Annotated in this window: 16 protein-coding genes; 2 read left to right on the plus strand and 14 right to left on the minus strand. The window is 48.1% G+C overall.

Features of this window, described 5'->3' with window-relative positions; translation table 11 throughout:
• Nucleotides 1-319 (minus strand): YgjP-like metallopeptidase domain-containing protein (locus tag FU659_RS13175; protein WP_261807808.1); only part of this gene is annotated, 319 nt, incomplete at its 3' end.
• A gap of 72 nt (nucleotides 320-391) precedes the next feature.
• Here FU659_RS13175 and FU659_RS13180 point away from each other — a divergent pair.
• The gene (locus FU659_RS13180) at nucleotides 392-592 is read left to right on the plus strand and encodes an SGNH/GDSL hydrolase N-terminal domain-containing protein (RefSeq protein ID WP_147947998.1); all 201 of its coding nucleotides are present in this window, start codon (nucleotides 392-394) and stop codon (nucleotides 590-592) included.
• A 321-nt stretch (nucleotides 593-913) separates the two neighbouring features.
• Here FU659_RS13180 and FU659_RS13185 read toward each other — a convergent pair whose 3' ends face one another.
• Nucleotides 914-2266, minus strand: coding sequence for a DJ-1/PfpI family protein (locus FU659_RS13185; protein WP_147947999.1), 1353 nt, complete (start codon nucleotides 2264-2266; stop codon nucleotides 914-916).
• Nucleotides 2267-2546: 280 nt separating this feature from the next.
• Between FU659_RS13185 and FU659_RS35440 the strand changes: the two genes are divergently transcribed.
• Nucleotides 2547-2693 (plus strand): hypothetical protein, encoded by a 147-nt coding sequence (locus tag FU659_RS35440; protein WP_187274125.1) that lies wholly within the window; start codon nucleotides 2547-2549, stop codon nucleotides 2691-2693.
• Nucleotides 2694-3051: 358 nt separating this feature from the next.
• Here the strand turns inward: FU659_RS35440 and phnD are convergent, their stop codons facing one another.
• From phnD to FU659_RS13240, 12 genes are all read right to left on the minus strand, one after another.
• On the minus strand, nucleotides 3052-4368 hold the full coding sequence (phnD, locus tag FU659_RS13190; RefSeq protein ID WP_147948000.1) for a phosphate/phosphite/phosphonate ABC transporter substrate-binding protein: 1317 nt from the start codon (nucleotides 4366-4368) through the stop codon (nucleotides 3052-3054).
• A gap of 237 nt (nucleotides 4369-4605) precedes the next feature.
• Nucleotides 4606-5478: an aminoglycoside phosphotransferase family protein gene (locus tag FU659_RS13195; RefSeq protein ID WP_147948001.1), complete on the minus strand. Its 873-nt coding sequence runs from the start codon at nucleotides 5476-5478 to the stop codon at nucleotides 4606-4608.
• 118 nt (nucleotides 5479-5596) lie between these two features.
• Nucleotides 5597-6847 carry an MFS transporter gene (locus FU659_RS13200; RefSeq protein WP_147948002.1) on the minus strand — a complete coding sequence of 417 codons (1251 nt, stop codon included), beginning with the start codon at nucleotides 6845-6847 and terminating at the stop codon, nucleotides 5597-5599.
• A 319-nt stretch (nucleotides 6848-7166) separates the two neighbouring features.
• Nucleotides 7167-7514, minus strand: a complete 348-nt coding sequence (locus FU659_RS13205) for a VOC family protein (protein WP_147948003.1) — start codon at nucleotides 7512-7514, stop codon at nucleotides 7167-7169.
• A gap of 10 nt (nucleotides 7515-7524) precedes the next feature.
• The gene (locus FU659_RS13210) at nucleotides 7525-8001 is read right to left on the minus strand and encodes a GNAT family protein (protein WP_147948004.1); all 477 of its coding nucleotides are present in this window, start codon (nucleotides 7999-8001) and stop codon (nucleotides 7525-7527) included.
• Between the two features lie 144 nt (nucleotides 8002-8145).
• On the minus strand, nucleotides 8146-13023 hold the full coding sequence (locus FU659_RS13215; protein WP_147948005.1) for a DUF4132 domain-containing protein: 4878 nt from the start codon (nucleotides 13021-13023) through the stop codon (nucleotides 8146-8148).
• A gap of 14 nt (nucleotides 13024-13037) precedes the next feature.
• Nucleotides 13038-13409, minus strand: a complete 372-nt coding sequence (locus tag FU659_RS13220) for a hypothetical protein (protein ID WP_261807809.1) — start codon at nucleotides 13407-13409, stop codon at nucleotides 13038-13040.
• A 412-nt stretch (nucleotides 13410-13821) separates the two neighbouring features.
• Nucleotides 13822-13998, minus strand: a complete 177-nt coding sequence (locus FU659_RS35445) for a hypothetical protein (protein WP_187274126.1) — start codon at nucleotides 13996-13998, stop codon at nucleotides 13822-13824.
• A gap of 27 nt (nucleotides 13999-14025) precedes the next feature.
• Complete coding sequence (locus tag FU659_RS13225; protein ID WP_147948007.1) at nucleotides 14026-16185, minus strand: ABC transporter transmembrane domain-containing protein; 2160 nt, start codon at nucleotides 16183-16185, stop codon at nucleotides 14026-14028.
• Between the two features lie 251 nt (nucleotides 16186-16436).
• A complete protein-coding gene (locus tag FU659_RS13230) occupies nucleotides 16437-17372 on the minus strand; it encodes a BTAD domain-containing putative transcriptional regulator (protein ID WP_147948008.1) in 936 nt (311 codons plus the stop codon).
• Entirely contained in the window at nucleotides 17299-17556 is a 258-nt protein-coding gene (locus FU659_RS13235; protein WP_187274127.1) for a LytR/AlgR family response regulator transcription factor, read from the minus strand. The genes FU659_RS13230 and FU659_RS13235 overlap by 74 nt, the downstream gene beginning before the upstream one ends.
• Before the next feature lie 2 nt (nucleotides 17557-17558).
• Nucleotides 17559-20660 (minus strand): hybrid sensor histidine kinase/response regulator, encoded by a 3102-nt coding sequence (locus tag FU659_RS13240; protein ID WP_222708540.1) that lies wholly within the window; start codon nucleotides 20658-20660, stop codon nucleotides 17559-17561.
• Nucleotides 20661-21135 lie beyond the last annotated feature (475 nt).

Raw genomic sequence — 21135 nt, forward strand, 5'->3', positions numbered from 1 at the left:
GTTCATCTTCACTCAGCCCATTCGTCTCAATTAATTCATGGAGTTGATAATATTTTCCCAGATAAAGAAACTTGCCATCGTCTTGATATTCTCTAGTCTTAGGGATTTCTCGGGCTTTGGCGATTGCTTGTAATTTTTCTAAAATGACTGCCCCATGCTGGGTCACAACGCTCATAATGCTCTCTTTACTCGTATTATTAGGCGCTTTGACGGATATAAAGCCTGCTGAGTCTATATGTATCGAAAGCTTTTTTCTGCTTCCATATTGAACGTTAAATTCAATCGTATGGTTTTCAAATGTGATTTTCATCGTTATCATCGTTTCTAGGTTATTTTGATCTCGCTCTTTCCCTATTGTATCATATCATCGAAACACCCTTATCATTTACATATGCAGCCCGGCGTTTATCGCAGACTGCCGATACACCCCAGCCACTCGATTCGAACGGAAATAGATCGGCTCGCTAATTATTCGACTGGCGTACAATTTCACTTCCAGACCGATTCTTCAAAGCTGGCAGTAAGGGTTGTGCTAGCCGATAATGCAACGATGTACCATATGCCGGCCCGAGTATGCGGGAAATCACGCTGAACCTCCTTATAGCGGAGGGGCTGAAACCTGCTGTAGCTAAACTGTTGCAAAAGTAACAATGGAAAAAGGAGCTAAGCGGCTTGTCCGTGCTTAGCTCCTTTGTTTGGGGTTGGGTCGTGCCTTCTATGTCACCTAAGAATAGCTTTTTGGGGCTGATGATCATAACCTCTTATTCTTCGAAGCTGGGAGCCTACCTCTCTGACCCGAAGTTCATCAAGCTTTTCGACTAGACAGTCCAACAGTGTTTCGCTGCGCAAGTTATGAATGCCCGTATTGTAGGTGCGCCCTTTTCGGATGGCAAAAGGACACTCGATGAGCGATCTATCCTTTTTTCCTGCTGATAAGACGCCTATCGATGAACCAAGCGACAAGCAAAGACAGGACACCGAGCAAAATCGGTATGCCAAACGCTTCAAAGGAGAAAGGACGGCCCTCCAGCTTCAGGTGTTCGGTGGCACGATATTCAAGTCGCTTAGCGGCAAATTCTGCTGTCTGGATATCCTCCTGTTTTGCCAAATCCTCGAATGCAGGGTCCATTGCAAACCGGCCCGACATATCACGATGCAAGAACAGCAGCTTCGCACTATTGCCTCTGTTATTCCACTGCTTGATGTCCTCAGCAGCTTTAGACTCGGCATCGGCACCGACGACAATCATTTTCGCGAGCTTCGGCACTACTGTTGTCTGATAACGCGCGATCAGGTTCAGGCCGTGTTTCGTTACGATGGGTTCATTCTTGCTGGAAACCGTTAGTGTGGTTGTCGTACCGGAAGCGGCATACGTGTCAAATGCGGCTGACAGATCCAGTTCATCTGCGCCGTTATAGAGAAGCACGCCCGCTTTGACTTTATTCCATTGATAAGCATTATTCAGTACGTACGTTATATCGCTCAACCCGGCATTAAATGGCTTCATTTTCGGATTTGTCACGTAATCGTAAGAAGGATAATTCATATTTTCCGCTACTTTTCTGGCAGCCGCATCACCCAACTGCTGGGAGATAACATATAGCGTTGCGTCGATCCCCGATGTCAGACCAGCAGAAGATACGATATTGCCTTGCGGAACGTAGCGCTGATCTTTCACCCACTGAATGTCTGGATATTTTTTGATAAGCCGGTTTATATCTCCCCAGTGCGTCGCCGCTGATTTGCCGTCCAGCAAGCCAGTATCCGCCAGATTTTCTGCTCCGTTGCAAATAGTGAGCAATGTCGTATTAGCATCCGAGTGTTTTCGAATCCATTCCCGGACAGGTGCATATTTATTATTATCCAAAATCGGCATAAACGGAACGACAATAATGTCCGGACTTTTGCCTAGCATCGCGTCCATTTCATCAAATGAATAATGTGGGACAACATCGAGTCCCCCGGTTAGGGATTTAATTTCGTGGTCAGGGGCAACGCCATATACATTGTAAGCCTCAGTCATCGCAAACATCTCGTACGGGACGAGAAAGTCGAACACTTCCGTCACTTCGTTCGCCAGCAGAACAGCTACTGTCGGTTTGCCGACATCATATTTCGGTACCTGCACATTCGTTAATGCGGGGGCGGCTTTATCGTAAATCGACATTCCGTTATTCATTGTGTTGATGAACCCGATCGCACCTGCCCCTCCCACGACAACAACAAAAACGATGAAATAAATCGTGATGCGTAAAACAACTTTCACTTGTCATTTCTCCTTTAGTCCTAGATTCTTTACCAAATAAAATATATCAACCTAAGATGAATTTATCATCGGTTTATGGTCCGTTAGAGGAGCTCGACCAATGTTGGAACGGCTGCTGGACCCAAGACTATTCTATTTTTTTTACATGACTCGATAGGGCTATAATAAAATCTCCATGGACAGAAGCACTAACTTCGGGATTGAGCCTATTTTTCGAGTAATTTTACGATTCGTATTACCATGCAGTTCATCAATTCTTTCGTTAGAAGAAGCCTCTGCGATGATTAAGCCTCTTACCGTTTATTACGAGCATTGCGAGCCCAATTGGCAAATCCCTGCGGCCGTGACGAATAATTATATCCTCCTTACGGTGACGGAAGGGGCAATGGTCTACACCATCGAGAGTCAGCCTTATTCCTTGCACTAAGGCGACATATTGTTCATTCCCCAAGGCATCGTTCGCTCGGCATCGAATCACTCGCATGGCATACCGAAGTTTTGGGGTTTTGCGAGCAGTCCTACTTCAACAAATTGTTCAAACGAACAACCGGAACACTGCCCTCCGCCTACTTGAAGGAGAAAGTGAATGTTTGGCGGGTATGAAATCCCTTAGTTAAAAAATAGCCATCGCCGGCCTGCATGTATACTGTTACGTCGAATTCTATAAAACGGTAAAGAAAGACCGAAACCACCTGTATTTAGGATGGTTTCGGTCTTTCTTTTACCCGTTTAGATTTTCTTAAGGGACCTTTAATGAAGGTTTAGAAGTACGAAGCAGACTTTTACTAATCATACATTAATCTGTACACTTCCCGAACAATATCGAACTTTCTATCATCAGAAATTGTGTAACATTCATACCCAAACACATCATGAATAAGCTTTTTCCCATCGGTATCATTCCCTATCGTAATAAAAGCACTTTGGATCTTTTTACGCCACTCTGGATCCATATCTGAACGGACCGAGATTGTATCATTTGGGATCTTATCTGTGAATGCAAGGATACGCGTATCAGTCAATACATGAGGATGATCCTTTAGCATCATTGTCCGAATGTCTTGAAAAACAGCAGCAGCTTCAACTTGATTATTGAGTAACCCTTGAATCGCTTTATCATGACCTTGGAAATGGATCCCTTTAACATCTTCTGCGGGATTAATTCCAATCTTCTTTAGTACTAGTCCAGGAAGAACATAACCGGCCGCAGAGGTTACTCCCTGCCACCCGATGGTTTTACCTCTTAAATCCTCAATGTTCTGAATCGGTGAATCTGCTCTAACAACGAACATAGCTTGATAAAAGTCAACAAGACGTTGAGTTGGCCTTCCCGTTGAAGCATCAACTCCATACCGCAACCCTTGCATTAGTAAATCTACGCCTTTAAGGCTATCATGAGCAGTAACATATTGAGCCGGCGGCAGAAAACTGAGGTCTACCTTCCTATCCGTCATCGCTTTAACTACATCGCGATAATCGGTAGAGACCGAAATTTTAACGGGAATTCCGAGTAAGTCACCAAGCATTTTCTGAAGTGGCTTTGATTTAGCTTCTAAAATTTCGGAATTTTGAAAGGGAACGAATTGAATAGATAGTGCATTGGGTACAAAAGTAGCGGAGGATGCTGTATTATTCTGTGGCAATGTTTCAACGCTATCTTGTTTGGTGGTGATCGTGACCCTTTGATTCATTTGATTCCATGTTACTTTGGCCCCAAAGGCTTCGCTTATGAATCGAACTGGAACCATTGCGTTCTCTTTTGACACATATGGGCTGGAGCTTAGGACAACAGCTCTATCATTGATATAAGCGAACGGTGAACCAAGAATGAGTACAATAGAAATACCTTCCTTTTCAGCAGTTACTTTCTGATCCTCTTCATGCCATGTTACATTCGCATGCAACTCTTCGAATACAGCTCGCATTGGCACCATGATAGTACCTTTATTATTTACAGGCGGAACTTCAAAGTTCAAGGTCTGATTATCTATTAGGATACTTGCCTTGTCGTCATTACTTGCCATCACCATTGCTTCATTTAAACAAAAGAACATGCTGATTAGAATCGCAGTAAAGCTTAGTACTACTTTCTTAAAAATCATACTTGCCTCCTTATGGCCAATCCAGTGTTTTATCGTATTTTAGCCGAACTTCATTAGCAGCTCCACAATCATTCTCCTGATGCATAACCCTCACGCAAATCGCTTTTCGCAAGGGCGAATACTCCCCACTTGATCCTCGTCTTTTTCATAGAATCTCTCTCAAAATGCCTAATCATGCTCTTAACCAATAGGAAACTCCCCAAACAATGCTTCAACATTCATGCCGTCACCACTCCATTATTTCTGTTTGATTGAAAAATGCTTAAACTCCACATTTTTGAAAAATGGATTCCTGCTGATTAAAACCCTGACCCTCTCTAGGGTCTTAGGCCTCATGGGTACGCCACCGCTTCTATGAAGCAATAGCCATCTTAGACAAGCCAAACCTTCAAATACAGCAAGCTCCTCCTGCTGAATGTTTGATTCCAGCAAATACGCCGCACGAAACGCCTTGGCATACTTTTCAGATAGGTAGATATGCTGCAAAATAAACGCCCATGCAAAATCATATCTGGCGTCCCCTAATTGTCCGTTCGTCCAATCGATTACGGTGTATCGTCCATTCTCCTCCACCAGATTTCCTAAATGGAAATCTCCATGAATGAAGCAATCTTGTTGAATTGACGCCTTTTGCACGAGTGCAGCTAGTACCGAATAGATGTCTGGATGATCTTTGGCTCCGCGCAAAAAGTAGTCGATGAATTCGTACTTGGGAATGCCCGCAATCTCAATCTCTTGAGCGGAAATTTGATGTATATGGGTTAATAAACGGGCTATATCCGCCATTTTCTTCTCACTCACTTGGTGGATGGACGTTCCGTCAAAAGTAGTTAACAACACTTTATCTCCGTTTGGATTCATCCCCCAACCGACGGGCTTAGAGACAGATACCCCTTGTTCATATAACGCTTGCAGCAAACGAAATTGAAAACCAATATCTGGTTTAGAGCTTTTACTCCAAGTTTTCAAGACAAAACTATCTTTATCTGAGCTTATCTTTACAACTTCTGCTTCGAATCCCTGTTCTATGCGATGTAGGGTTAATGAGGCTTCTTGATGTAAGAGGTCGTCCAAGCTTTCGCTTCTATCAATCCATGCTATGCTGCTCATAAGGATATCCAATGTCGATCGTCCCTTCGTCCCATCTTTTACCAAAATTATATACCGACTATGGAAAATATTACAGATAAAAAAGCGTTGGCAGATTCCTCTCGCCAACGCTTTTTTGTCATTTATGACGGCGTACCATTCTGCCGTAAACAGCCATAAGAGGCAATAGCAGCACCGCGGCAGCAACCATCGATGCGCGTAGTGAGTATCGCTTGCCGATCCAGCCGACCAGTGGCCCACCGGCTGTCTGACCGAGCGCATCCGATTGGCTCAACATAGATATGACAGTTGCTCGCGACTTGCTGTCCATGTTGAAATTTAGCCACGTTTCGTAGAACGGCCCGCTTAATGCTCTTACTAACTCGAAGAACAGGACGGAGACAATTGCCCAAACCAAATTAGGCGAGCATGCAACCGACACTATGGCGCCAATTCGCGCAATGGTAAGTAGAAACATGCCACGCATGACGACTTGCTCACTACCCATGTTTAATTTTTTCTCAGCAACAGCCATCACGCATAGGCTGAGCAACGTGGATATCAACGCAATCATGCCAAACCAAGACGCAGCCGAGAATGCGAGCGATTGTGGAAAGCCCACATTCGAAATCAGATATGCCTGCCAAAGACGGTCATACCCTTCTGAAGCCGCACCACTGAAAACAGTCACGATCACCATCTTAAGTAGAACAGGCTGCGACCGAATCACCTTCGCCCCGGACAGCCACGTCACTTGCATTCGCCTCCATGGAGAGCTATATTCAGCATGTTCCAACCTTTTAAATTTGGTCTCCTTCATGTAGATCAGGAGGATTACACCCAATACGAGATAAATACAACCACCAATCACATATGGCAGATTAGGTGCTAATGCCGATAATCCTACACTCAGGACGATGCCCACAAGAGTGCCAGACAATCCGATGCGTCCAGCCCGCAACAATACTCGCCCTACGCACTCCACACCAACCTCATCTACGATCCAAGCCGTATCAGCACCGCTGACAAAAGTGGCCCCCAACCCAAAAATAATTTGCGCAACAAGCAGCCACATGAACGCTGAAAGCAGCGGAGCTGCTGCTCCCAACCACATCGCACTACCCTCCAGGACAAACCCGCATCCAAGAACGAACATACCAATAATAATAGATAGCTTCCTGCTGTACGTATCGGCAATTACACCTGTAATGCCCTCAAAAACAAGCACTGTTACCTCTAAAACCATCCCTACCAGCAGAAGCTGGAGAGGATTTAATCCCATCGCGATAACTTGATATACCGCATAGGTCGTAAACATCGCTGCATTCGCAAGCGATGTCATCCATTTCATAACCATAAATAGTTTTGGTGCATCCAACATTGGATTCATCCTGATCCGCCTCTCCGTCAAAGCGGGCAGATCCATTCATTCTCGCTATCCCTAACTACAGTAGCTCGGTATAACCGAAAACCTCGTTCTGCCGCTCATTTCACCTTGTCGACATTCCCTATGCCATGCAAGAATTCGAATTTTTAACATCGTCAAACACCTCCGAAAGTAATTAGTTGCATTATACATGGCGATTCGTTAAGAACGTTAGGTAAAGTTTTGTCATAACTGAACTTTAGCGTCAACAAGGGGAAATCAGGATGAAACGAGTAAAAAACCTAGAAGCTCGCTTCTAGGTCTTACTCTTATCTATAACGCTTTACAGCTTATTTTCACCTGTGCTATCGAAAAACTCAATGATTTCCCCATTCAATCCTTTGACAAAAGCAATTCGAACTGGTGTCGGTGGATTGCTGCCTAAAATAACATCTTTAGGGTCTACAGTCACAACTGCTCCTGCAGCAACAGCCGTTTCAACGGCCGCATCCACATTGTTGCTGCGAAAAGCAACATGAAAGTAAGAGCCTTCCGGTCTCGTTTCACCCGTGCCGCCTGCAAAAACTTCTATGTAGTTGCCATCCCCGGAATCGAGTAGGACAATGCGACTATCGCCTTCACCCCAGCCGTGCCTTTCGACGAACTCCTTAAATATTGTGCTGCTGTACAATCAATACCATTTAATTATACGACATCCATACCGTATTACCCACGACCTCAAAGCCCTGTTTATACCAAAAATTTCGAGATTTTGTGATCGAATATACATACATTTTTTTATTTGGATATTTCATTTTAAGCCAATCCATAAAGAAAGCTGCATAACCCTTGCCCTCAAAATCTTTCAATACATCCAGGGCTTCTATAAAAACAAAATCTGTTTTATTTTTAATATCAATGTAAAAGTCTTTTTCTAAATATTTTTCATCTTCAGTAAAATAATCTTTTTCCGCTTTCTGTATTAACTGTTTCGCACTCGTGTATGCCCAAACCACGCCATACCCCACCATCATATTTTCATCTTCAATGAGGTGTACCTCTGCAGGCAGTTCAGCAGCTTCCTTCTTACTCAATTCTCCGGCATGATAGCCTGATTGTAATTCACTTAATATGGTTTGGAATTCTTGATAGAATGGTCTTGTTGTAATTGTAGGCATTTAAAAGCTCCTTTTCACAATGTTGTCGCTAACGGAAGTATACCATACATAGACACGCCCTACCGCTAAGGACTCCCCATTGCAGCATTCACTGCCCTTTATAACACAAAGAGCGGGTATAACTTCAACCCGCTCCAATATTTTTTAAACGTGCTGCACTCCTATAAGCTGTTCCAAAATATGCGGATCTTTGATTTTCGTATCTTGTGCGAGCATGACGATTTTGGACAATATCTCCGATGTTTTTGGGTCTTCATCCATAAACGGGAGGAATAACTTGCCGCGATGCTGGGAGTGGACCGGCAAAATGTACAGGGTACCGGCCGCCTGCTTCTGCACAGTTCCGCTTCCAAGGTGAACACCATATTCCCCAAGAGTTCCTACAATGCGGGCGAAGTTTCCTTCCAAGCGTACATTGGCAATCTTCATGAGCCTCAAAGATTCCGTGACGATTGCTTTTCGCAGTTCAATCGTTGTCAGGCTCGCTTCCGGATCAACCCCGCCGGCATGTGCCGTACTCACGACCAGATCCACATCTCGCATAATTTCAGAGAAGATAATACCGGGAATGCTGCCGAGTTCAAGCGGTTTATACGTATTCCGATCTATAAACGATACGGTCTCAAGTGTGGGCGCCTCAATATCCGATGGAGAGAACCAGTCCGCCAAGGCATACACCTGTGCAATAATATTCTCCTTATGGTATACCTTCTGCAGTCCCTCTTCATAGCTGACGGTCCAAAGCCGGGTTTTCAGCAGAGCGGCAGCCCGCTTCGGCTGAATCTGGTGGCCGGCGTATCGTCTCGAGATCGAGCCGCTCTCCCTCTCATCTTTATTGAGCAAATACAGTTCTCTGAATACTTGTTTGAATGGCTGTTTCAGCTGCTGATCGAATAGAAACTTCTGGTACAGGCTCCACTCCCCGCTTTGATACAGATGAAGCGGATGCGCGATGCAAAGAACATCCTCAGTGGACAGAGGATACGATTCATTGACCGTGCTGACCAGATGGCCGTCTTCATAGAACCCCAGTCTGTCTCCTGCTTTTAAGACAAGCGTGCGAAGAATAGGAGAGATCGTGGGATTCTTCATCAGATTCGAAAGCTCCTTATAGGTGAAGGTGCTTTCCGATTCCATAGCTTTCTCGAATTCGCTCCTCGCCCGCTTATATTGATCCCTTAAGCTGCTGAGGGTTTCTTTCAAAGAAACAATGTAGGGGTGCTTGTTGTACTTGGACGGCAAGGATTTCAATATTTTTCCTTGCTTGGCTACCTCGATGTCGGCTCGGCCGTTCTCAGCGATAACGATCTTCACTTCAATATCATCAATCTCCATCGGCTCGAGCAGATGAAGGATCTCTTCAATCTTCCGTGCTTCCATATCCCATTTGAGCCGAATCACATCTGGGTACCCAGCATTTCGAGACAAATTATCGAGGGCAATGGCCGCAGCTTTTGCTTCGCTGGCACTGCGCTGCGCCCCGAATTTCTTGCTTTCTTTGAGGAACTGCTGAATAAATTCATATCTTTCGAGCACATCCCGATCGCGATCCTCCCCAATCTGAATGAGACCGTAACTGAGCAAATGGTCTTTATTCCGCTTCGCCTCCACAGAGGCCCGGATTTCACTCAGGTCCAGTTTGCCAAGAACGGCATCGGCGAACAACTGAGACCTGCGGTGATTGGCTCCTGCGGAAATGTATTTGGCGCACTGGTACAGCACATTGAATCGTTTCTCGCCCAATTCCTGATAAGCATCCATGAACCAACGGACATCGAATGCCCCATCGTTAAATTCCGCAGGCAAGATCGGCGAATAATGGGCGACAATCGTTTCTTTCTCTGCGGAGAAACTATCATTGACATGGGCATGAAAATACCACGCTGCGCTTCGAAGTCCATCCCATTTCAGATGCTCGGAGATGAGCTCAATCCATTGCGGAGCATACATCGCAGCTTCAAGCAGCCGCTTTTCAGAAATGTTTTTCCCCTCCAGCATCTCAGAGAGTTTCTGAACATTTTCTCCTTCTTTGGGGTGACACACGCGCAGCAGATGACTGAGCGCTTCTTTCTTGGTCCCATTGCCGTATATATATCCGCGCACAAAAGCTTCCTGGTTAAGACCAGATAAAATCGCGATAAAATAATCCAACCCCTCATAATAGGTGATACCCATGGCGAGTTCGGATACATCTGTAGGTAAGTCTCCACGATTTAGTTCAAGTTCCAGGATGACGGATATAACATTGTCTTTAAATCGCTGCATGGCTGGATATTGCTTAACGAAGTCCACCCTTTTCCCGGTGATCCTACTAATGTGCTGTCTGCTCCTTCGCTTCCTGATCATGAGCTCTTTATAAAGTTCATCATCATCGATAAGGCACAGCTCCTGCGCTCTTACAAACTCCTTTAGCTCCGGATGAAAGTCTTCATAATGAGTGAGCTTATCGAGATTGAGCTTCATCGTGAAATATTCAAGGAAAGAACGATCGTCGTAAGTGGTGCTGCTTGCCCAGGAATCCCACGGCGTGGAAAGGACTCCCCACGCTTTCGAATTTTCCTCAAGCCCCTTCTTTTGCAAAGCGACAATGATCTTATTTAATATTTTGCTGGACATAGTGAACCGCTCTTTCATGTCGCTATCATGAAAGTAGGCAAATACAATTTGCCGTACTTGCTGCAAGTATGTAAGACTGGGGATTAATTCAAAGAAGGAATGGATCGTTTTCATCGGATACAAATCCGATAAAACTTTCTTTCCCCAATCACTTAAAGGCTTATACCGATGAGCTTCCCAACTTGAAAGTTTATCTGCATCGTACTTGTAGAGGGAATCGGACGTGAAATAAAAAACGATCTGACTGAGCTCTTGAGGAGTAAAGCCGCTCTCCCGCAAGTAACGCTCCCATACCTCAGCTAGCGGATAGCCTTCCAAGTGCGTTTTTTCATGCTCCTCCTTTTGGTACCCCTTCAAGCGTTCAAGTCTTGCTCCCAGCAAATAGTTCTCCTTATAGCCAGCAAACCTTTCGCATGTATATTCATAGTCCCGATGTATATGAACCAAATCCGACAAACCTTGTAGAAACGTTTTGATCTTTGCGATCGGCATATTGAAAAAGTCTTTTACGCGAACATCAGAGTAGTCGGGAAGCTTGAGGAGCTCCTCACCCTTATTCGGATCGAATAAAACAAATCCGTTGTGCTCCCCCTTCTGCTCCTTTTGTTGCAGGCGATCGACCAGCATACGCTCTTTGTCCGAAGGCTCCTTGATGGACGCAATATGATGCTTAATTCGCTCATGATCAACACGGTTCCCATCTTCCTTCAGCACACAGAGCATCTCCAAAGCGCCTAAACGCTGCAGTTCCACCCGACTTTCAAGAAGAGTTTCAATAGATTGATCGAGCTGCTCCGAGTCCTGCTTAAGCAAAATCTTAATGACGCTTTGCCGAAGCGCGCCGGTTTTAAGTTTCAGAAGCCCTTGAACCATATCCACATCCTGCGGGGTCAGTGTCATTTCATCAATACGCGTCAATGCAGCTTCACGATTGGAAACACTTTTATCGGATAAGGAATCGAAAAGAAACTGTCTCTGCACCGAATTTGTTAAATCGCTCGTAAACGCACGGATCAAAGCGCTGCGCAGATCAGGACTGACACGATCCTTAAGGGCAATAACCTGGGCGATCAACTCAGGGTCCAGATCGTATGCCGTGAGATAAAGCATTTTATGGGCGATCGAATCGGTGGTGTGGGAATACGTCATCCAATCAAAGACTTTCGACTTTTCCGTTAGCTCCAGCTTCGACATTTGGAGCAGCATCGTTTTAAATAGTTCGAATTGCCGAACCCGTTCTTCTTTCCTTTCAAGCAATGGCACTCGTTCGATGATCGGCTTGTTCTTTAGGGCTTCATAATCCGGATGAGCTCTCCAAATGCTCGACCATTGATACACGTAGTTGCAAATGATGAGCGACTGCAGCTCCAAATCGGATTGCGCAATATAGGGAATGGAAAGGGAAAAACGAAGCTCATTATTCTGACTTTGTGTCAGGAAATATTGAGCCGTGATTTTTTGGTATATGGCCCCGTGATCCATAATGTGCAGGAGCGGATCATGAAGACGTTCTTCTTCCCTGACGGCGGTAGCCCATATGGAAAAGTAAAGCTTATGGACGTCATTGCTTTCCGCCCACTCCTGACGCAGACCCTCATCGCTCAAACAGGTGTGAGCGTACTCGATGCATTGCTTGACGACTCTGGTATTAGCTGCTTCAAGTGCAAGACCGGTCCATACATCCAGTGCCCGAATGACGGAGCTGTATCGAATGAAATCATGATCGATGATGACCTTTAATAAATAGGTAAAGGCTTCAATCGTGCCTTCGTCCATAGATTCAACGATACTTTGGCGCAGACCCTCCTGCAGCCGTGCAGCGATCAGCATCTGGCCTAGCATTTGGTGAGCCTCTTCTTGGTGGCAGAAGAAGATGCCTCTAATTACAGCCCGATTCAGAAGAGCGGTGTTATTATCCCCGAACAAAATCTCCTTAAGGGCATCAAACACTTTCCGATTGTTTTGGTCTAACTCGAAGGCAAGCACATAGGAAACCATCGAGCTGTCAGCTTGATGGACTGGTGTCGTGAGGTAGTCTATGAGCGAAAAATGGGTTCTGGAGAAATCGTAGAGAGCGAACAGCTTGCGAACCATACTTTCTACATGAACACGTGGGTTCTTCGTCCGGAATGGCCGGCGTACATAGCCAATGCTGTAGGGGTACTCGGTTATATATGTGGTTAAATACCTCATAATCTCGGCCGGATAGTCACCAGCCTTTTGTTTGATGATGGAAACGAAAGGGGCAAAATAAGAACCCCCTTTACCTTGCTCATGGATTTGGTCGAGGAGTTCGTCGATCTCCTGATAAGTCATGCGTCTTTCATGAGGCGCCTTATCCATATTCGCCAACATCAGTTTTTCCAATTGCTTAGTTGCTCCGTCTTTTCGTTGAAAAAATAGCACTTAGGTTCCCTCCATTACCAAAGTCGGCCCGCTAACATCGTAAATTTAATAAATATGATGTCATCCCCATCCTGTATGTCAATCCTGGTACTAAGATCGGAGATTTCCTCCTCGCGTAGATACACCCGAAATAATCCATCCTCGAAGGCTAAAAGCGCAGTTTGAATAGATTCTTGTTCATTCGCCTGTCGGTCGTCATACGTTGAGCCGAAACCTACTTTTCCTTCGATCCCTCTGGCATTAATGTCTTCTTCAGTTAAAAATGATATAAGCTGGCTATTCTCAGTCCGCTCATTGTATTTTTGTACATGGTTAGCGACGATTTCGGTAATTAACTCCCTGAGCGTACATGGGACAGATGAGAGAATATATTCCTTCTTTATCAAAAAAGGCTTTCTCTTTCCGATACTTTTTACGGTAAAAAAAATTCTCATCGCAACTCCGTTTCTGCCAGAGATTTGGCAATATCGTCTGTTAAATTACATTTTATTTGCCAATCAGTCGGGTAAATGGGTAAATATACCACTCAATCCATCATAACATACCATTTGTTTACTTGAGTAAGCTTTCTACTGTGTGAGAGCTATTCTATGAATAGCTTGCTGCGAATCAAATATGCTCTATAAAAAAAAAGAACCCGCAGCATTTTTTAAGCTGAGGGTCTTTCCTGTATATACTCATGAGAAGTGTCACCTGGGAATCACCCTACTCATAAATCTGCCGGTAGCTATAAAGACTCGTTCTTCCGTATCTATATAACTGGGCGACCTAAAAGGTAGTTAAAAGGATGTATACCATTCAAGTAAACCGTTGGCAGAACCTTGCGAAGGATTCAAATGAAGTTGAATAGACTTGAAAGGAGCCGTAGCGCGTTTCCGTTACCCCTATCTGTTCGGCGATCTTCCTGTACAGCTTATTCGTGTAGAAATTGCCTACCGCAGCCGGAATCCGCACTTCCTTTACTGCTTCGTTCATCTCTTTAATCTGAGACCGACCAGATGATCATTGAGCTGCACTCCTTTGATTTCGTATCCGAAGCGTTGCTTCAAGCGCCTCCCGAATCGACGGGAAGCGTGTCATGAGAGGATGAAAGTCCTCCCTAGATAATGCCAGGCAGATGCAGGGCGATTGGGTCACTATGCTTGCGGATCGCGGTACGTTATACATCAACGCGATTTCTCCGAAGTGATCCCCGTCCTCAAGCGCGGCGACCTTCCGGCTCTCTCCCGTCTCGGCGTCGCGGATGAGGACGTCGACCGTTCCGCGAACGATAATGTAGAATTTATCGCCCTCATCGCCTTGCTCGACCACAAGAACGCCGGCTTCGAATCTCTCCGTTGCGAAAGACTGGGAGATCTCTTGCAGCGCGTCCGGCTCGAGTCCCCCGAAGAAAGGCATCTGGCCGAGCCGGTTCCATTCCACGTGAACGTTGCCGCCCTTCGTCAACACGAATCCCTGCTGCTTGTCCCACATCCGGCGATATAAGCCATGACCTTGCATGAGCTCATCATGCGGGCCCGACTCGGCTACCTGCCCCTTATCGAGCACGATAATCTGGTCGGACATGGCCGCATACGCCAAACGATGTGTGACAGAGACGACCGCCCGGTTTCGCGCGAGCGACAGGATCGTCTCATTGACCGAACGTTCCGTCTCCGGGTCCAGCGCCGAAGTGGCTTCGTCGAGAAACAAAATCCTTGGCTTGCGAATAAGGGCTCGGGCAAGCGCAATCCGCTGGCGTTGTCCGCCGGACAGATTATCTCCCTGACCGTGAATCATCGTGTCATACCCATCCTGGAAGCCGACGATTGCATCGTGAATGCCGGCCGCCTTGGCAGCCTCCTCGATCTCCCGTTCCTCAGCGTCGGGTTTGCCTACGAGAATATTGTCGCGAATGGTCCCCCGCAGCAGGATCGAATCTTGAAACACGATGCCGACCTGCCTGAGCAGCGAAGCGTAATCGACGTGGCGAATATTCTCGTCGTCGTAAAACACCGCACCGCCCGTCGGATCCTCGAACCGAAGCAGCAGTTGAAGCACCGTGCTCTTGCCCGAACCGCTGGCCCCGACGATCGACGTATATCCGGTTGCCGGGATCGAGAGATCGAGCTGCCGCAGCACAAGCTCCCCAGGATGGTACCCGAAGGATACGCCCTGAAGCGAGATCTCGCGACGAACCTCCCGGAGCTCGAGCCTACCTTGCTCCTCCACATCGGGTCTCCAATCCAGCACGGCTTGGAAACGCTGAATGCTCGTCCTTGAAGCCAAAATAGCTGGAATTAGGGCGGTTACGCCAAACAGCGATTGCCCAACCATGATGAAGATGGAATTGTAGGCGATAAAGGAACCAATCGAGAGACTCCCGTCGAAAGTGAGATAGCTGCCGTAACCGAGAACAATAGCACCGAGGATCGAGATCGCCAGAAGCGGAAGACGATTCAAATTCGAGTTGACGAAGTTCCTTCGCACGCCGATCGATAGCATGGTGCGGAGATGGTTCTCCACTCTCGCCAGCATGGTCTGCCCAAGGTTAAATCCACGGATGACCTTGTAGCTTTTGATATTCTCATCGATTGAACCGGTGAATTGACCAAGCTCCGATAGGTAGGCCTCGTTCAGTTGAAGCGAGCGGGCTTTAAGCAGCCGGTAAGGCAAGAACAGCAGAGCAGAACCCCCGATAACTATCATCGTCAGCCTCCATTCCGTCGAGAACAGAATCGCAAGTCCGACGATTACGCTTAGAACCGATACAAGTCCGGAAGAGAGCGTCTGGATCGTCGCAAGCTGAATAGCCGGAATATCCTCCGTATACCGAGCGAGCAGATCGCCTAGACGAAACTTCTCGTAGAAGCGATGCGACTGCATCTGCATATGCTTGAACAATTTGATGCGATACTCGAACACCATCTTACTTCCGAGCTTCGCCTTGGCGTAATCGCCGGCGATTCCGAACAAGACGTTCAGCAAACCGATCAGCAGCAAGGCTCCGACGATGATAGCCAGCACTTTGGCATCTTTAGGAATCAAAGCTTTATCGATTAAATATTTGTAGCTGAGCGCGGACAAATAATGAAATAAGAGCTCGAACAGCCCTCCCGCGGCAATAAGCGAGAACAAGATTGGAGACGACCTTACATAGGCGGCAATTGTCTTGAACAGCATCGGCTAGACTCCTTCTTTCGGCAACCCTAAATTTAAGCACCCTTGTACCGCAATGCGGATAGGGGCGGATTTCATCGTTTATCCTTTATTATATCTAGGAGAAATGCTCTTTTACTGAAAAGAAAGCGCTTCATGTCAGGTTTGTTTAAGACTGATCGAAATTTATGTCGAAAAAAAAGAAGAAGCGCCTCTCCCTATTTGGAGAAGCGCTTCTTCCCGCAAGTGCGGGGATGGCAGGCTATGACCTTCGTTTAAAAAAAGGATGCCGGGTCCGAGAGCAAGCGGGAATAGTCCAATACGGCGGATTCCTCGGCATAATCGAGCAAGTCCAACAACATCCTATGATACTTGCGGGCGTCCTTTTCCCTGTTCAAGAGAATCAGCAGAGCGATCATCTTGGCATGCACCCGCTCCTCCAGCGGCAACAGCTGCGCCAATTTCTGCAACGGGTTTAGCGCAATCTCGTAGCGCTTTTGCCCGACATAGGCACCTACTATTGCCTCCAGCATCTCTGTATAGCTAAGTTCAAGATCTGCCTGGCGGGGAGCCGCCCATCCATAGCCGCTGCCGGTCAGAAATCCGTCCCCGTACAACTGAATGGCTTGCATCGCATGCTTTAATTCATGCGTGCTCCTATACTCCAGAACGGCTTGCTCGTACCGAGTAACATCATCGTCTACCAGGGCAAACCATCGCAGACTGTAGCTTCCTCCCGAAGTCTTCGACTGCTCCACGATTCCTTGCAGGCCGCAGGCTTCAAGATCCTTTCTTAACTGATAGATCGTTGAGTACAGCGTGACCTGAGATCGCTCCGAGTCCTTCCCCTGCCAGAGCTCTTCCACAATCCGTGCCTTACCGACTGGTTTACCGCCGAAATGATGAAGGTAGGCCAGCAGCTCTCTCCCCTTGGAATTGCGGAAGCGTACGGTCTCCCCTTTGTCCGTCAATATGGAAAAAGGCCCAAAGCTGCGGATAGCCAGCCTTCGCTCCGAAGCCGAACCTGTATGGCTCCGCTTCTCCAAACGCCTCAGCGTTCTGGCTAGATCTTCGTCCGCAATCGGCTTAAGCAAATAATCGATCGCCTCCACCTCGAAAGCTTCGCGAGCGTATTCCTCATAGGCCGTCAGGAACGCAATATGAATCTCCGGCCGCGGCTCGCAGCCTTCTCGCCACTTCCAGCCCATCATATCCGGGCATCTCCATGTCCAGAAAAACCAGATCAATAGGCTCCGCCGTCGTTAAAGCATGCTCTAAGAATAGCTTCGAGCTGTCGAACAAACCGCCCACTTGAACGCCGTCCATAGCTTCCAGAAGCTTGCCTACTCTTCTAAGAGCAGGTTGTTCATCGTCTACAGCGATGATCCGTATCACCCTCAAACTCCCCCTTCGTCCCAACCCCTATGAGGTACCCGAATAGTCACAATAGTCCCACTTGTGCAAGAGATCCCGCTCTCAATGTCGAGCCCCTTGCCGTACACCCTTAGCAAACGCTGATGAATATTGCGTAAGCCGACGCCCCCTTCGCCTTCGGCCTCCTTCACGAGAATCGATAGTATCGAAGCCTGCATGCCCACTCCGTCGTCCGCGACGGAGATTACGATATCCAAGCCAACCGCTCGAACCGATAACGTAACCGTTCCACCCTCTTCTTTTTTGGTCACTCCGTGCCTAACCGCATTCTCGACCAGAGGCTGCAGCGTCGTCGGAGGGAGCCAGCAGTCCGTACCCTCTTCGATTTCATAGCGAACGAGCAACCTATCTCCGAATCGAGCCTTCTCGATTTGCAGATAGGCCTCGACCAGCTCCAGTTCTTTGCGGAGTGGAACCAACTTCTGTTTGTTCTTGAAATCGAAACTCCCCCGCAAATAACGGCTTAGGTGGAGAAGGAGATCATGCGAGGTCTGCGGCTCGTCCAACGACAGGGAGATAATGGTATTCAGCGCGTTATAGAGAAAATGAGGATTGATCTGTGCCTGCAGGAACGCCATCTCCGAACGGATCGCTTCCTCCGCGGAACGCTTCATCTCCAGTAAGGTACGCGCTCTCGCCCTCAGCTCTTGCGGATGGAACGGCTTTGTCAGGAAGTCGTTCGCGCCCGCATCGAATCCATACATCAGATCCTCCGGTTCGCTCCTTACCGTCGTCAATAGAATCGGAAGCTCGGATAACGCATACTTCTCCCGCATGCGGCGGCAGGTCTCGTAGCCGGATAACCCGGGCATCATCACGTCCAGTATGACCAGGCCAATCCGGTCATCCGAGTTCTCCAACAGCTTCAGAGCTTCCAGACCGCTAGCCGCGGTGATAATCTCGTAAGGCTCGTCCAAGAGGACCGTTTGCAGCACCCGAAGATTGACCGGGTCATCGTCAACTGCGAGAATCGTCTGCCCTGTCTTTCCTTTACCCCTTGGCCCAGGAGCTTCGATGGCTTCCAGCTTGGCTGAACGCAGGCGTGCTTCCGCTAATCCGTCGATCGCCATGACCGATGGCGGTGCCGCCTCAGAACCGTTTACACCCGAGACCAGTGGGCTTCCTTCCGCAATCGGAATCGTAAACGTGAAGGTGGAGCCCTCGTTCACCTTAGAGGCAACCGTAACCTTGCCCCCATGCAGCTCGACCAGCCTTCTGGTAATTCCTAGTCCAAGCCCCGCTCCTCCGTATTCCTTCGCGACGGAGGTTCCCTCTTGCTCGAACGAGAGGAATATCTTCTCCTGCATATCCTCCGGAATCCCGATGCCGGTATCAGCCACGGCGATATGCAGCATTCCGCCTTCTGTTCGGGCCGAGACGACAACTTGGCCCTCTGGCGTAAATTTGATCGCGTTGCCAATAAGATTGTATGCGATCTGCAACAACCTGCTCTCGTCAGCCAGCGCATAGGGAAGCGAATCCGGCCAGTCGAGCCTCAGCAGGACGGGCTTCTTCCCGATATAGTGGCGGAAAACTTCCTCCTGCGCGGACAAGACCGCCCGAACGTCGACCCTCCTTAGCGTCAGCCGGATCCCGTTATTCTTCAGCAGCGACAAGTCGAGAATGTCGTTGATCAGATTGGACATGCGGCGCGCCACCGAGACGACGACCTCAAGTTGCTCCCTTTGCGTCTCGCTAAGCGGGCCGGACTTTCCTTCCGACATGGACTGGGTGAGATTCAGAATGCCGTGCAGCGGCGTTTTCAGTTCGTGCGAGGTATTGGTCAGGAACTCATCTTTCAATCGGCTCATGGCGATTAATTCCTCCGTCATCGTTCCGATGGTTCGGTACGCGTTCGTGAACCGCCGGGCAAGCTCTAACGCTTCGATGAAGACCAGAAGAATGAAACCGTAAGGCACCAGCTGCAGATCGATCCAGAGAATCCAGCCATCGCTGTACAAAATGTCGTGAACGGCGGCAGCGACGAACGCAAGCCAGCCCGACAACTGCAACAGCGCCCCCGCGCGGCCACGCCACAACGCCAGCGCGAAGCCATAAATGAAGTAGATTAGCGCGAACAGCGATACCATTTTGAAATACCCGATCCAATTGGTGTACAACTCCGTAGGCAGCAGCAAGACAGTTCCGATAAATCCAAAGCCGATTCCAACGAGGAGCTTGATGATCTTGCCGTTAAACTCCTTCGGATATAGACTTCGGACGAATAACGCCGCCATTGTAACGCCGCCGTAGTAGGTCAGATACTCGAGCATAATGACAAGCTTGATATCCGCCCCAGGGTACACCTCGACCAGATAGATTCCGCCCACGACCCATTGGCGAACTCCTCCGAGCAAACAGCAGATGCCGAAGTATAAAGTCGATCGGTCGTTACGACGCAGCAGATAAACCGCGATCTGGTACAAGCCGAGCAGCGCGCATCCGCCGAACACAGCCATGTCCACGAAGGAATTACGCTCTCTGATATGCTGCATGTCCCGCTCCGTACCCAACGTCAGGCTATACCAGATGCCGCCTTCCGGATAAATGTCGTTGGAGACTTGGATGAGCAAGTCGAACGCACCGGACTTGGGGTTAAAAACGACGGTCTGCGGCCGGTACTCAGATACAGTGTCCGACCCGTCCGTCTTGAATGATCCCGAGCGCGCAATTTCCTGCCCGTCCGCATAAATCTTATAGGCAGGCGCGATCGCAGGAATCCACAAACCAAGGGGACCCGTATCGCCCTGCGTCAATACTCGGAGCCGGTAGGTTGCGTAACCGCGTCCCTTCATCCCGTAGCGAGTCCATACACCAGGCACCTCCGCGAGTGTACCCGATTTCACTTCGCCTACACTGTCGATTCCGCCCCCCTCGTCCTCCGGCAACAGCCGCCCGCCGCTCAACATCCAGTCGCCGTTCAACCTAATCGGCCCGTCTTGGTTCAAAGCCCAATCTCTTAGATCGAGAACGCCGTCTTGCGCTCTCGGCTCGGCGCTTCCGGAAGCCAACCCGAAGATAGACAGCGTCAACGCCGCGATCAACGCGACGACGATGGCTGCCAAAGACACCTTTCTATTTCCACGATTCTGAAGCATGAACACTCTCACCACCCGACATGCCTTCCGATTCTCAGCATCTATGTAGCCCTATTGTACAGCATCGGTCGAATACTGCGCTATTGGATTGTCGAACGATAGATAGCTTGAAATCGACAAGCTCCTTTGCGAAGCCGGGATTCGCAAAACTTTTGACCTCCCTACGCTCGCTGTGTTTCAGTTGCTATTTCACTTGTTTTCGAAGGTAAGAGCGGCCGTTTCTTTCACAGGAGCCATAGAAGAGAAATGAAAAAGGCGACCCATAAGCAGGAACTTATGCGGTCGCCTTTCTTCACATTCTCACGGCTTCAAGCTCTCGATCGGCTCGCTCTCATAGTCAGATTTCCAAGGCTGGAGCGGTCCCTTTACGCCTTTACAGCCCCTTTCAATTCCTCCAAGAAGATCATCATCGTATTAGGACCACGCCCGATAAAATCATGCA

The sequence above is a fragment of the Paenibacillus sp. N3.4 genome (assembly GCF_008017805.1).
In the GTDB taxonomy this organism is placed as follows: domain Bacteria; phylum Bacillota; class Bacilli; order Paenibacillales; family NBRC-103111; genus Paenibacillus_E.

What these genes read in the sequence shown, in the direction of transcription:
- phnD (WP_147948000.1), bottom strand. Translation starts at nt 4,368, where the DNA reads ATGATTTTTAAGAAAGTAGTACTAAGCTTTACTGCGATTCTAATCAGC.
- FU659_RS13195 (WP_147948001.1), bottom strand. Translation starts at nt 5,478, where the DNA reads ATGAGCAGCATAGCATGGATTGATAGAAGCGAAAGCTTGGACGACCTC.
- FU659_RS35445 (WP_187274126.1), bottom strand. Translation starts at nt 13,998, where the DNA reads ATGAACGAAGCAGTAAAGGAAGTGCGGATTCCGGCTGCGGTAGGCAAT.
- FU659_RS35440 (WP_187274125.1), top strand. Translation starts at nt 2,547, where the DNA reads ATGATTAAGCCTCTTACCGTTTATTACGAGCATTGCGAGCCCAATTGG.
- FU659_RS13200 (WP_147948002.1), bottom strand. Translation starts at nt 6,847, where the DNA reads ATGAATCCAATGTTGGATGCACCAAAACTATTTATGGTTATGAAATGG.
- FU659_RS13230 (WP_147948008.1), bottom strand. Translation starts at nt 17,372, where the DNA reads ATGATGGGCTGGAAGTGGCGAGAAGGCTGCGAGCCGCGGCCGGAGATT.
- FU659_RS13180 (WP_147947998.1), top strand. Translation starts at nt 392, where the DNA reads ATGCAGCCCGGCGTTTATCGCAGACTGCCGATACACCCCAGCCACTCG.
- FU659_RS13210 (WP_147948004.1), bottom strand. Translation starts at nt 8,001, where the DNA reads ATGCCTACAATTACAACAAGACCATTCTATCAAGAATTCCAAACCATA.
- FU659_RS13225 (WP_147948007.1), bottom strand. Translation starts at nt 16,185, where the DNA reads ATGCTGTTCAAGACAATTGCCGCCTATGTAAGGTCGTCTCCAATCTTG.